This is a genomic window from Rhizobium sp. P2_G2 (assembly GCF_056403555.1).
Map to the genome: position 1 here is coordinate 178,886 of NZ_JBFUFF010000006.1, position 12,982 is coordinate 191,867.

At 57.3% G+C, this 12,982-nt stretch carries 12 protein-coding genes and 1 tRNA gene; 4 read left to right on the top strand and 9 right to left on the bottom strand.

Features of this window, described 5'->3' with window-relative positions; genetic code table 11:
• The first annotated feature begins 589 nt into the window (after positions 1–589).
• Positions 590–2,011, top strand: a complete 1,422-nt coding sequence (locus tag AC1D06_RS07950; protein WP_477985833.1) for an FAD-binding oxidoreductase — start codon at positions 590–592, stop codon at positions 2,009–2,011.
• A gap of 40 nt (positions 2,012–2,051) precedes the next feature.
• Here the strand turns inward: AC1D06_RS07950 and AC1D06_RS07955 are convergent, their stop codons facing one another.
• From AC1D06_RS07955 to AC1D06_RS07980, 6 genes are all read right to left on the bottom strand, one after another.
• The gene (locus tag AC1D06_RS07955; RefSeq protein ID WP_477882066.1) at positions 2,052–2,735 is read right to left on the bottom strand and encodes an ABC transporter permease; all 684 of its coding nucleotides are present in this window, start codon (positions 2,733–2,735) and stop codon (positions 2,052–2,054) included.
• 3 nt (positions 2,736–2,738) lie between these two features.
• Positions 2,739–3,446: an ABC transporter permease gene (locus AC1D06_RS07960; RefSeq protein WP_477882068.1), complete on the bottom strand. Its 708-nt coding sequence runs from the start codon at positions 3,444–3,446 to the stop codon at positions 2,739–2,741.
• Positions 3,447–3,554: 108 nt separating this feature from the next.
• A complete protein-coding gene (locus AC1D06_RS07965; protein ID WP_477882090.1) occupies positions 3,555–4,355 on the bottom strand; it encodes a transporter substrate-binding domain-containing protein in 801 nt (266 codons plus the stop codon).
• A gap of 74 nt (positions 4,356–4,429) precedes the next feature.
• The gene (locus tag AC1D06_RS07970) at positions 4,430–6,367 is read right to left on the bottom strand and encodes a DUF2817 domain-containing protein (RefSeq protein ID WP_477882092.1); all 1,938 of its coding nucleotides are present in this window, start codon (positions 6,365–6,367) and stop codon (positions 4,430–4,432) included.
• Between the two features lie 130 nt (positions 6,368–6,497).
• Positions 6,498–7,592, bottom strand: coding sequence for a 2Fe-2S iron-sulfur cluster-binding protein (locus tag AC1D06_RS07975; RefSeq protein WP_477882070.1), 1,095 nt, complete (start codon positions 7,590–7,592; stop codon positions 6,498–6,500).
• Positions 7,593–7,605: 13 nt separating this feature from the next.
• Entirely contained in the window at positions 7,606–8,652 is a 1,047-nt protein-coding gene (locus AC1D06_RS07980) for an aromatic ring-hydroxylating dioxygenase subunit alpha (protein ID WP_477985834.1), read from the bottom strand.
• A 126-nt stretch (positions 8,653–8,778) separates the two neighbouring features.
• Here AC1D06_RS07980 and AC1D06_RS07985 point away from each other — a divergent pair, with 126 nt between their 5' ends.
• Both AC1D06_RS07985 and AC1D06_RS07990 read left to right on the top strand, forming a co-directional pair.
• The gene (locus AC1D06_RS07985) at positions 8,779–9,699 is read left to right on the top strand and encodes a LysR family transcriptional regulator (protein ID WP_477882074.1); all 921 of its coding nucleotides are present in this window, start codon (positions 8,779–8,781) and stop codon (positions 9,697–9,699) included.
• 48 nt (positions 9,700–9,747) lie between these two features.
• Complete coding sequence (locus AC1D06_RS07990) at positions 9,748–10,116, top strand: hypothetical protein (protein ID WP_477882076.1); 369 nt, start codon at positions 9,748–9,750, stop codon at positions 10,114–10,116.
• Positions 10,117–10,201: 85 nt separating this feature from the next.
• Here AC1D06_RS07990 and AC1D06_RS07995 read toward each other — a convergent pair whose 3' ends face one another.
• From AC1D06_RS07995 to AC1D06_RS08005, 3 genes are all read right to left on the bottom strand, one after another.
• Entirely contained in the window at positions 10,202–10,552 is a 351-nt protein-coding gene (locus AC1D06_RS07995; RefSeq protein WP_477882078.1) for a CAP-Gly domain protein, read from the bottom strand.
• Positions 10,553–10,879: 327 nt separating this feature from the next.
• Positions 10,880–10,956: transfer RNA gene (locus AC1D06_RS08000), tRNA-Arg, on the bottom strand.
• Between the two features lie 420 nt (positions 10,957–11,376).
• The gene (locus tag AC1D06_RS08005) at positions 11,377–12,483 is read right to left on the bottom strand and encodes a calcium-binding protein (RefSeq protein ID WP_477985835.1); all 1,107 of its coding nucleotides are present in this window, start codon (positions 12,481–12,483) and stop codon (positions 11,377–11,379) included.
• Between the two features lie 134 nt (positions 12,484–12,617).
• Here AC1D06_RS08005 and AC1D06_RS08010 point away from each other — a divergent pair, with 134 nt between their 5' ends.
• The gene (locus tag AC1D06_RS08010) at positions 12,618–12,962 is read left to right on the top strand and encodes a hypothetical protein (protein ID WP_477875116.1); all 345 of its coding nucleotides are present in this window, start codon (positions 12,618–12,620) and stop codon (positions 12,960–12,962) included.
• The last annotated feature ends 20 nt before the right edge of the window (positions 12,963–12,982 follow it).

Here is a 12,982-nt window from a genome sequence, read left to right on the forward strand (position 1 = left end):
TACCGCAATGCCGCCGGTGTGCCCCGGCGACTCCGCGGCCATGTTCATTTTTCTTGCAGAGAAATAGCCCTGACGGCGTCGGGTCAATGTGCAATGGAGCACAACACCAGTTGAGCCAACTGGTCAGCCCAAGAAGCCTCCACCGATCTGGGCTTGCTTCCGTGGATGCCAGAAGCAGTCAGCTTCGCATTCGCCGGAGATGATTGGCTCAGGCAAGGACCGGACAGGGTCCCATCCCCTTGAGGACAACACAGTTCAGCCATCCGCCGCAGCCACAAATCCGCTTGCTGCCCGTCCTATTATGTATATACATATATGTGGAGAGTTTGAGTAACCTGCGCTGACCAGACGATCGAAGCTGGGCTTTTCGAGAGGTCGTTTGAATTGAACACGTGCACTTTAGATCCCAGTGTCTCTCGCAGCGGCCGCTCTTTTGGCCAAGCCGTTCCAGTCCCACGCGATTTAACGATGACCGTCCCACTCGGCCAAGGTTCGGTAAACCCTGCCAGCCAGGAATCGATCTACGGGAGAGGCGTATTGACTTGAAACATCTCCACAAATGCCGCACCCTAATTGGAGCGATGCCCTGATGTCAGATCCCGCAGCCAACCCAAGAAGCGGCTTTTCCGAGCAATTCATCAATGAGATTGCGGCGATCGTCGGTCACGTAAACGTAAAAACGGGCGATTTGATTACGGCTATCGACTATGGCGTTACTCCCGACAATCTACGCACGTCTGCAGTCGTCCTGCCCGGGTCGACAGCCGAAGTCGCCGCCGTTGTCAAAGGGTGTGCTACTCATGGGGTTCCGCTCGTCACGCACGGCGGGCGGACAGGGCTCGTCGGTGGCGGCATTTCGGCACCTGGAGAGCTGGTCCTTTCCACCGCACGGCTGGATCGCATCGTACTGCTGTCGGCGATCGAGCGTGTCGCTGTCGTCGAGGCCGGCGTCACGCTGCAAGCCCTTCAGGCCGCAGCAGGCGCGCACCGGCTGGAACCCGGCATTGACCTGCCGTCACGCGGCTCCGCGACGATCGGCGGCATGGCTTCGACCAATGCTGGAGGCATCTCGGCCTTCCGCCATGGCGTGATGAGACACCGTGTTTTGGGGCTGGAAGCTGTGCTCCCGGACGGTTCCATTTATTCCGATCTGACACGAGTGGTGAAGAATGCCGCCGGCTATGATCTGAAACATCTTTTTATTGGCGCCGAAGGAACCCTTGGCGTCATATCGCAAATCGCCATAAGGCTTGAGCCGCAGCCAATGGCGAGCGCGACGGTGCTTTTCGGCTTGCCTTCGGTCGAGGCCGCACTCCAGACGATTCGTCTCTGCCTTGATGCCCGATACGGGCATTTGCGCGCGGCGGAAGCTATCTGGAATTCGTTCTTCCGGCTGACGTCTGAGCACTATCGATGGTCAGCGCAAGATTATGATCCGTCTCATCCTATCAACCTGCTGATTTCGCTCGGCGGCGCCGATCAGGAGGCGCTGCAAGGGGAGCTCGGGCGTATCTACGAAAACGTCATTGAACGGTATTCGGGCGTCTCGGCGGTAATCGCGATGTCGGGGACGCAGGAAGCTGACCTCTGGAGGCTTCGCGAAGACACGGATCTCATCTACCGCAAGCATCCCGCTGCGCCTTCGTACGACGTGTCGGTCCCGCTTTCCGAGGTCGACTCTTATGTCGAGCGCTGCGTCGCCGAGCTCAAGCTCATCGACTCGAGACTTGACCCCTACATTTTCGGCCATCTCGCCGATGGCAATCTGCATATCGTCCTCAATGCCGCGGGTGGCGATGTTACCACAAAGATGACTGCGGCGATCGAGGCGGTGCTTTATCGCGACATCGCCGCGACTGGCGGCTCCTTCTCTGCAGAGCATGGAATTGGCGCCAAGAGGATACATTCGCTACGCACCACGGCGAATGCGGTAAAACTGGCACTCATGCGAGAAATAAAGAACACGGTGGACCCGGGCGCAATCCTGAATCCAGGCAAGGTCATCGATTAAGTCATGACTGCCGCGGTTCTGAATGAAGCGGCCGATCCTGTCAGCGTGCATATCGCGTCAGATGACTTTCCAATAGCCGAATGAGTGAGATCAAAATCAAGTTGATCAAAAGGTAGAGGATGCCGGCGAGAGCAAAGACCTCCAGAATCGCGAAGGTCTGGCTCATCAGCCGCTTCGCATGTCCGGTAAGTTCGAGAACGGTGATTGTGGAAGCAAGGCTGGTTCCCTTCACGACCAGCACAAGTTCGTTGCCATAGGCTGGCAGAGCCTGACGGATCGCCAGAGGAAACTCGATTCGACGAAATCGCAGGAGCCGCGACATGCCTGTCGCCTCGGCCGCCTCAACCAAGCCACCTGGAATCGACATGAGACCGCCACGCAGGATTTCCGACGTATAGGCCGCAGTGTTGAGAGCCAGTGCCATGACGGCACAATGGGTTCCGTCACCGATGACCCACCACAGGACGGGATTGTCGCGAACGAAGGGTAGCTGACCCAGTCCGTAATAGAACAGAAAAAGCTGAACCAAGAGAGGCGTGCCGCGGAAAACCGTGCTGTAGCCCTTGGCAAACCCGCGAAAGAATCTGTTTCGCGATAGCCGCATCAACGCGAGCCCAAGACCGAGATTGAAACCGATGGCGACCGAGACAACGGTAAGGGCGGCCGTAAGCCACAGGCCTTTTATCAGCGTGGGAACGGCAAGCTGGATGAGATCGAGGTCCATAGTCTACTTCCTTGAACGAAGCCGAAGAAAGCGTTCGGCTTGATCGAAGCCAGCTTGACTGACGAGTGTGATCAGGAGGTAGACCACGGCGGCGATGAGATAAAAGATGAAGGGGTGGCGTGTAGATCCTGCGCCAACAAATGCGGCGCGCATAAGCTCCTGCAATCCGACGACCGACACCAGCGCCGTATCTTTGATTGTCGTCTGCCAAACATTGTTCATGCCGGGCACCGCGATCCTCAGCATCTGCGGGGCGATGATGCGGCGGAAGATGCGCCATCCCGGAATGCCGAGCGCGCGCGCAGCCTCGATATGGCCGCGGGGAATAGCTGCCAACGCGCCGCGAATAACCTCGGTCGAATAGGCCCCTGATATCGCCCCGATCGCAACGACAGCGATGACGAAGGCGTAGCCGTCGCCTACCAGCCCGTCATAGCCGAATGCCGACGCAACACGCGTGACGAACTCCACCGACGAGAAGAAGAGTAGGTAGATGATCAGGAGCTCGGGTACGCCGCGTACAACCGAAGTGTAGAAATCGACGATCAACGTCAGTGGGAAAAGCCGCCCCCACTTTATCAAGCCGCAGGCAATCCCGATCAGGAGGCCGCCGGCCATGCTGGCAAGCCCAACTGCAATGGTTATTGCCGCGCCACGCAGGATTGCGACTATCCAGCCGCCTTCCCATACCTGCAAAATACCAAACTCCATCGGACCAGCCTACATTCTCTCGCTCGTGACATCGGGATGGCCGTCCGGCATGCGCTTTCAGGACAGGCCGACCGGCCTGCCCTTCGTCGCTGGAGGACGTCMATTGCGCTACAGTTTGCAGGGTCGTGAAATATCCGCCTTGAACCACTTCTGGCTGGCCTTGCCGATCGAGCCGTCATTGATCAGCTCGCAGAGAGCCTTGTCTATGCGACCTTTCAGCTCCGTGTTTTCCTGGGCAATGCCGACGCCGATACCTTCGCCCAATGTCGGGTCGAAGGTGCTCAGCACCTTGATGTCGACGAATTGGAAATCCTTGCCGTCAGGACGCGCAAGGAAATCCTGAAGGGCGGAGGCGTCGGCAAACGCCACTTCGACGCGGCCGCTTGCCAGATCGATCTGCATCTGGTCAAGCGTATCATAGGTTTTCAAGTCAGCGTTCGGTGCCCGCTTTTCCATGAAGTGGGCATGGGTGGTGCCCGCCTGCACGCCGACAGTGCGGCCGTCGAGCGATTTCAGCAGGCTATCAATGTCCTTGATGCCGGCAAGATCGGAGGATTTCTTGACCACGAACATGTTGGCAAGTTCAGCGTAGCCGATAGAGAAATTGATCTGCTTCTTGCGCTCAGCGGTGATCGACATGCCCGATATGATGACGTCGAAGCGCTTTGCCTTCAGCGCCGGGATGAGGCCGTCGAATGCCTGCACCACGAAGTGGCACTTCATTTGCAGCTTCGCACAAAGCAGACTGCCGACGTCCGCATCGAAGCCAGTTACATTCCCATTTGAATCCGCCATGCTCCATGGCGGATACTCGCCTTCCGTTCCGATTGACAACTCACCCTCAGCTGCGTGTGCGCTGCTGAGACCGGCAGCGAAGAACGTAGCAAGCAATAATTGTTTCAACTTCATGTTTTGGTTCCCCATTTGGCGTCCATTGATTATCCGCCCGGAGGCCCCCCGGGCGGCTCGAAGCCGGTAGAGCATCAAAGCGTGCGAGCCAGGAACTGGCGCATGCGCTCGGAGCGTGGATTAGAAAACAACTCCGCCGGCGCACCCTCTTCCTCCACCTTTCCTTGGTGGAGAAAGAGGACCTTGTGTGAGACCTCGCGCGCGAACTGCATCTCATGCGTCACGAGGATCATCGTATTTCCTTCTTCGGCCAGCTGCCGGATCACGCGCAGGACTTCACCGACCAATTCGGGATCCAGTGCCGAGGTCGGCTCATCCAGCAGAATGACCTTTGGGCGCATGGCCAGCGTGCGCGCGATAGCGGCGCGCTGCTGCTGACCGCCCGAAAGCTGGCCCGGATATTGTGCATGCTTGTCGGAGAGACCAACCTTCTTCAAAAGTGCATGGGCGTTGTCCATTGCCCCCTTTCGATCATCCTTCAGCACATGCAGCGGCGCCTCTATGATGTTTTCGAGAACGGTCATGTGTGGCCACAGGTTGAAATTCTGGAAAACCATGCCGACGCGGGCGCGGATGCGCTCGACCTGGCGCAGATCGGCTGGTGAAGCTCTGCCGTCCGCTGATTTTTTCATGCGGATCTCTTCGCCGTCGATAATGATGCGACCGTCATTCGGTTGTTCGAGGAGATTGATGCAGCGCAGGAAGGTGCTTTTTCCGGAGCCCGACGAGCCGATCATCGACACCACTTCACCAGGTTGGGCCGAAACACTGACGCCATTGAGCACGGCCAGTGTCCCGAAACGCTTATGGACATCATGCACCTCAAGCGCCGGTCTTTCTCCGACCCTTGGTCCGACCGATTTCAAATGCGAGACCACTGCAACGGTGGCCACAGCAATCAACGGCTTTTCAATGCCAGCGCCACCGATTGTCTTTAGGTCAGCGAAGGCGCGATCGAAGTAGCGGAGACACGCCGACAGACAGTTGCGCTGCCAGTCCACATCATCGGGTATGAAAGCTGCGCGAAGGTCGGACTTGATCTTCCGCCCGAGTGGCGTATCGACGTTTCCGAACAAGTGAAGCCAATTGTCCGCCTGGACTGCGTCAGAGACTACGGCACCATCGAGCGTGCCACATTCGACGACAAGAGGCAGGACTTTCGCCTTGGGCAGGGCCTTTCGAACGGCAGCGGAGACATATCCGGTCGCCGTCGCTGCAATGCCCGTGGCCGTCGTTGCATTCTTTCCAGTCATGACAACGGAAAGCCCGGGCCCGAAGATGCCCCGACCCCAGTCGAGCCCGCCGTGGTCACTCTCGGCGACCGACAGAAGTGCTGGATAACCGTAGGGGCCGGCGCCCGTATGCAGGTCGAAAACGATGACTTCGGAGGCCTGCTGAGTGAAAGTCGATAGAATTTCGTTCAGGATGCGATTGGACCAGACTGGCCCTTCGCCACCATAGAAAACCCCATCCGGAAAATCATACTGACCGGCCTCGATGATTGGCGCGATGCCGGCGTAGCCGCCATGCTGAGTTTTGGCGGTCTCCAGCGCCTCGGCTGCCCTATCGCGCTCCGGACCTTCCCACTCCCTACAGACGAGCGCACCGTGGAGACCAGCATATTTTTCATTGCTCGGCGCTCCCCTTTCCCAATCTATGAAATTGCGGTTGAGGTCGACATTGTCCTCATTGACCCTTCGCAACCAGGCGGTGCCCCAGGGATTGATGAGATGGATCATCAAAACCGCGGTGTCGTCGGGCAGCAACCACGGAGAATTTTGTGCGAGCCATGCGGTCTGGCAGGCCGAGCCGAACGCGCCTTCCACACCATGTGTCCCCGAAATCAGAACCAGAAGCTTGGCAGCACCCTCGCGCCCGAGATAGGCAACATCCGTCGCCAGAAGTTCCCCATTCGGTCCATGAAGGGGGTGCCGATACTCAATGAGACTGGCGCCGGCTCGACGCCCCGCAGCAAGAAACCTGGCGCGCAGCGCCGAGAAGTCGGCAGCCAAGAGGTCAGGCGACGGAAGGGCCGCGACATGTGGATTAAGTGGGATTTCGACACGGATCGGATCGCTCACGCGCCCTCCTTTTGGAGAAATAGACATCAATAGTTCAAGTCGGCATTCGACATTGGCTTGCTCACAGATCGAGCACGACTGAGGATTTTGGTCTGGTGCAGCAGAGCAGCACGCGATCACGTGGCAGTTCCTCGAGGGGGTCCTCGAAATATTCCACCTCGCCGGAGATCAGCCCCTGCTCGCAGGTGCCGCACACGCCCGCCCGACAGGAAAACGTGAGCTCAATGCCCTGAGCTTCCAGGAAAGCCAGGATGGATTCGCTCGACCCATTCCAATCAAAGCTGCGCCCGGATTTTTCCAGCGCGACGCGGAATCCGTCACCGGCCGCGACCGACGTGACCGAAGCCGAGGGCTGCTTTGCTGTTTGTTCCATCTCAGAAAGCAAGCTCGCGGGGCCAAAGAATTCGTAGGCAATCCGCTGCTTGCTTACGCCAAGGCTGATGAGGATCCTGTACAGAGCCTGCATGAAGGGAGGCGGTCCGCACATATAAACGTCATAGTCATCAAGTGGCAGCAGACTCTGGATTGTCTCGCGCGATAGGAAGCCTGTAGAATGGCATCGTCCCGCTTTGAGATCGCCGGCCTCGGCGAAGCGATAACAATAATGAATGGTGACCCCCGACCTAATGCCGGCGAGCAGCTCCACCTCGTCGCGTAAGGCATGCACTGCCGCGCTATCGCAAGCGTGAATAAACCAGACCGGCCGATCGCTGTCCTTTGCCAACACGTTCAGCATCGATACTGTCGGCGTCAGCCCGACACCCCCGGAGAGCAGCACGACAGGCCTTGTGCTCGCATCGTCGAGCTTGAAAGATCCCCGAGGTAGGTCTATCTCGACAACAGTTCCAGGCTCGACTTCGTCATGCAGCCAGCAGGAACTCAAGCCTTCCGGCACACCAGTCGTTGGCGCAGCTTCCCGCTTGACCGTGATCCGATATTTCCCTTCTTCCCGGGGAGACGACGAAACTGTGTAGTTGCGCAGTACGTAGCCGCCCTCGCGATCCGGCACGCGGATGGTGAGGAACTGTCCCGCCTCAAATGTCCGCCAATTCCGCAGTTCCAGAGGTGCAAGCTGAAAAGACGTTATAGTGGCGCTTTCGCGCACCTTTGAAATCACCTCGAAAGGGCGGAACCGCGGAGCCATGGCATCCGGCATCTGGAACCGACCCTTACTCAGCCGCCGCAGGGATCGCGGCGGACTCTGCTTCCGCAGCGATCAACTGTGCCAGCTTGCGGCGAAACCGCATCGGACCGACATCGATCTTCAAGTCGAGGTTTGGCGTTTGCTTATTGGCCATGCCGTGATGCACCGCTTCGAGCACCACGCGATCCTCTTCGAAGGCACCGCGCACGGACTTCGCAAAGCTTGCCGAGACCTCCGCATCGTTCGGCGCGAAGTTACGCATCTGGAACCAGTAATATTTCGTGCGGTTCTCATCGACAGGCGTCATGAAGTTGTAGCTGTCCATGAGGAATGTGTTGTCGGGCAGCTGACGACCTTCGCCACCGGTATGTGCCGGAGCAAAGATAGCCTTTATGATGGCGTTGCTTGGATAGCGCACCTCATAGTGCTGTTTGCGGTCAGCGTTGCCTTCGAACTGCAGGAATGGCGCATAGAACGGGGCGGGTTCGGAATCGACCATCCAGCGCCAGACCGTGACGCCATCGTCCTTTACGGTTGTTTCCAGGGGCGTCTCCTCGCAGGCTGAGCTCGCGAATGAGGACACATGCACCCAGGCCACATGTGATGGATCGAGCAGGTTGTCCGTCATATAGAGGTAATGACAGTTGATCGTCATGGACTCGCCGCGATTGATTCCCCAAGCGGGATCATCGAAATGCTCGACCTCGAAAATATCCTTGGGATCGGCCTTGGCCGGCTCGCCCATCCATATCCACAGGAGGCCGTAGCGCTCTTCAATCGGATAGGATCGAACTTTTGCAACATGCGGGATGCGTTCCGCTCCCGGCACCCGGGTGCAGGTCCCGGAACAGTCGAAGGTCAAACCGTGGTACCCACATTCGACATCGTCGCCCTTGATGCGGCCCATCGAGAGCGGTAGCTTGCGATGCGGACACGCATCCTCGAGGGCGACGATCTTACCACCCTGCATACGATAGAGAACGATGTTTTCCCCAAGGATGGTTGTGGGCTTAAGTTCGCGACCGATTTCGTGATCCCAGGCGGCAACATACCAGTAGTTCTTGAGATACATTTCATCCTCCGCATAAATTGATTTTGGGCAATATCAGCCGATGCTGAACAGCCAACAAGGCGTCGCCCCTTGCGTTCTTTTTTAGAAAATCTAAAAGATATAGGATGTAGTTTGAGAGGTGTTCTAATGTCTTCGCCGACGCTTCGTGGCCTGCAAGCGTTTGAGGCTGTTGGACGATGTGGCACCGTCACTGCAGCCGCCCGAGAGCTCGGCGTGTCTCCGGGCGCGATTAGCCAGCAGGTGCGCAACGTCGAACAGTGTCTCGGGCTCACCCTGCTTGAACGAAAAGGGCGCCACCTGAACCTGACATCTTGGGGCCGTCTTTATTTCCTGGAAATTGCCAAAGGCTTCCAGCAGTTTGCCTATGCCGGACAAGTGCTCGAACGCGCTCGCAGCCAAAACAGCATCGTCCTGAGCGCCCTGTCATCGGTGGTGAACAAATGGATTGGCCGAAAGATTTTCGACTGGCAAGCACTGTATCCTGACGCCAGCGTTCGACTCCAGGGTCAGGAGGAGGAGCCGCGCCTTGGTTTCGACCAAGTCGATTTTCGGATTGCTTATGGCGGTCGCGCGGCCGCCTACGAACACGTCACCAAGTTGTTCACCGATTGGGTAGTCCCAGCTTGCGCTCCCACTTTGCTTAGCGATCGTTCGCTCAACGGCCCTTCAGATATTCTGAATTTTCCTCTCCTGAACGTTGAGTGGGAGGCTGTCTATCAACAGCCACCGCAGTGGATTGACTGGGCCAAGGCAATCAATGTCCACAGTAGCAAAAGGCTCTCCAGTCTGTCGTTTACGCTGTCAAGCAGCGCCATCGATGCAGCAGTAAACGGCAGGGGTTTCGTGCTCGCGCAAATTTCAATGATTTCAGAAGAACTGACGTCGGGCACACTTGTTGTGCCGTTCGATATTCGGCTCAAACTTCCGGAGAGCTACTTTCTCGCCTGGGACCGGACGGCCCTTGAGAAGCCGTTTGGAAAAAGGTTCCACAAATGGCTTCTGGACGTCGCGAAAAAGCAGAACGCCGTGTCAGCGCCCTCCGTTTGAACGCCAACCAAGGAAAGTTCGAGTAAGTATCCCCCGGCATTCGGGTGGGTGGAGTTTACAGCTGAACCACATGACGTCGAACCTCTGGGCGGGGATATATACGCCGCCGCGCTCGCTGCCGGCCAGGTTACCGCCTATGTGCCACCCACGGCCGAGGAAGCGCGTGCAGCACTGCCGGACCTCCGCGGCAAGCAGTTTCGCCTGGGAATGCGCGACCTCGGCGTGACTTCGGCAATGATGGACACCGCACTCGCCGCCATTGCCGATCAGAACCAGCGCGAGATCGCACAAATCGAGTGGGAAGACAGCGACAGCTATTCCCGCCTGCATCCACTCATCGCGCAGCTCGCGATCGTGCTTGGCAAGACCGATGAGCAGATCGATGCGGCTCGGGCAACGGCTTTAACTTACAACTGAGGGGCGTCAGATGAGCGTCGCAATATCCTTCGCATCTGCATCTTCAACCGTCCCTATCGGTGCCACCCGGCCGCGCCCGCCCAGCTCACACGTTCTCCTTCTTCCGCACTGGCGCCTTCGGCTTGTCGCCGGGCGGGACGTCCGGACTTGGCGCAAGCAGTTTTCTCAGCGACCCGATCTTGTCTTTAACCAGCGGCCGGAACCGCGACGCGCGGTAGGGCATGTCGGCCGCGCCATAACCTTCCGGGCCATCATCGTTGCCACGGTGGATTTCCTCGACTTTGATTCCCAGGAATTCGCCGTCGACATAATGCTTGTACATGCCGATCCACCGAATGGTGTAGATCTGGCCTTTGCGGATGACCTGGTCGATCGAGACATTCTTGAATTTGTCGTCGATGCAAACGACTTGCTGCCCCACATAGAAATCGTTCATTGCGCTTCTCAATCCTCGTTCGCGCGGATATTAGCGCAGCCGATCAAATCGACAAGTTGTCGTTTGCTGCCAGAAAACATTCTCGTTTGGAATATTTCCTGGCCGTCGCTGTCTTGCTGTTTGAAAAGCGTTCTCGCTCATAACGCCTTTTTGCCCTCACATCCGACAACGTTCGTCTCGCTACCGAACCGATCGCGCGCATGGCTCAGTCCACGTTGCATTTCATGTCGCATGGATTCGCCGCGTATCAATTGAAATGGCTGGAAATCTCGGAAACTCGCTGCAACACATACGGGGCAACATAATAGTGTAAGTCATTGAATTTTATGGTGATCCCGGCGCGATTCGAACGCGCGACCCCCAGATTAGGAATCTGGTGCTCTATCCTGCTGAGCTACGGGACCATTGAGCCATCCATACAAAACCAGCACCGTTTCGCCAAGTGGTTTTCGGGAAAATCGTGAGTTCGAGGTTCTGTCCTGTCCAGACCGAGTTTCGGATCGAGTCGGGCTATCCCCGGCGCAACAAAAACCGGCCCGCCACCAGAGATGACTTGCCGATCAATATGAAATGGAATGTATTTCTTTGTTCTTACGCCCACGCCCGCCGCATAGTGATAACTCAACTGATTTGCTTTGAATTTGCAAGTGCTAAGCAGAAAAGAAACCGGCTGAGTGTTAATTTACATTACTGAAGGTTTTTCATATACAGACGAAAAGTAGTATAGAATAGTCATTCCACTTTTTAATTGAACGAAGTGTGCGCTTCTTGCGGGCGAGTGCGCCCGAATGACCTGCATCCGGGCGCATCGTCAATGACCGGGTTCAGAGGTTGAAGTCGGATCCATGCATGATATGGGCGCCATTGAGCGTCACGTCGAAATCGGCATTGCCATCGCCGTTCGTATCGGCGGAGACTACAGTGTTGCCGTCCACGAGCTCGTAGCGCAGTTCGCCGGCGGTACCGGAAAAGGCTCCGTTGCCGATGAAATTGAACGCATCATTGGTCATGGTCGAAGTCTTGGCGTCGATGCCGGTGAGATCGATCTTGTCGTGCTGGTTGTGGTTGAAGTCGACGATCGTGTCGCCCTGATAGAATGTCGGAACCAATTGCGGAAACCCTTGGGACCAATCTATGTCAAGGCTTACCCAGGTATGGCTTTCCTGGGTGGTGTTGAAGATGAAGTGATCGGCACCGCCGCCGCCCTTCAGCGTATCCGCACCAGCGCCGCCCACCAGGTTGTTGGTGCCGTCGCCGCCGGTCAGCTTATCGTCGCCGTCCTGGCCGTAAACCGTACCATCGACCGTGCCGTTCTTGGTGTTGAACACGTCGTTGCCGCCACCGAGCTGAACGTCGCCGATCACCGCACCCTTGTTCGAGAAAGTGTCGACGCCGGTTCCGCCATGCGCATCGAAGGCAGCGGTTCCACCTTGGATCGTTCCGGTATTGACGATCGTCAGATCCTCCGAGCCCTCCCGGACGATGCCGGCACCTTGAGAGCCCTTGATCAGGCCGGCATTGTGGATGTCGGAGGAGCCACCCGAATTGCCTTCCATCAGGATGGCGTCGTATTTGCCGACGATCTTGCCGGCATTGTCGATGCTGCTGTCAAAGGCGAGCAGGTTGATGGCGTTGTTGTTCAGGGCGCTGATCTTGCCGTCGGCGCCGACCGTGACCGTCTCGCTCGCATCGCTGTTGATATCGCCGCCGAGCCAGAGCGCGGAATTTGCACCGATCAGCGAGCCGTTGACGGTGACGTCGTGGCCGGAACCCGTCCCGATCGCGACAGAAGCAAGGCCGGAAAGAAATCCGGTCGCCACATCCGTCCGCTTTACGGTAACGCCGGCGTCGATGAGCAGGTCGTCGGTGGTTGAGAGATCTATCTGCTGGCCGGAGCCGATGGAATTCGTCTTGATGTGCTGGGTCGTCATAGGAGCCTTCTTGTAGATATCCGAGTTGATCAAAAGTGGCGCAGCATCGTGTCGCCGTTTGTAAACCCAGCATCTTCCAAACAATCAAAAGGCGCAGTTCCCAGTGTGACAGCGCAGGAGTGGCAATTTACGCTATGCCGCTGATCACTGCCGAATGCTGCTCTGCCTCTTTTCGCACAGGCATTCACCCTTTGATCGCCAATGTCGCCGCAATTGAAACGACACTATCCAGGCGGTCCGCCGCCAGCTCTAAACGTGCAGGGCTGCATTCCTTCAAAAATAGAAAAACGGTTGAGAACCACAGGCCTGTGAATGGGCTTGATCCTTGCGCCTGCACGCATGATTTTCAAGATGGCGGCATCCATCCGGGGCATTGCACAGAGAATCCCGGCGCTGGCAAAAGAGTGCAGCAGATTCGCGAAAAGACGCGCAAAAACAAAGCATATCGCAGGATTCATGACCCATGCGACATGCTTTGATCTCGACGCTGCCTGCGGCT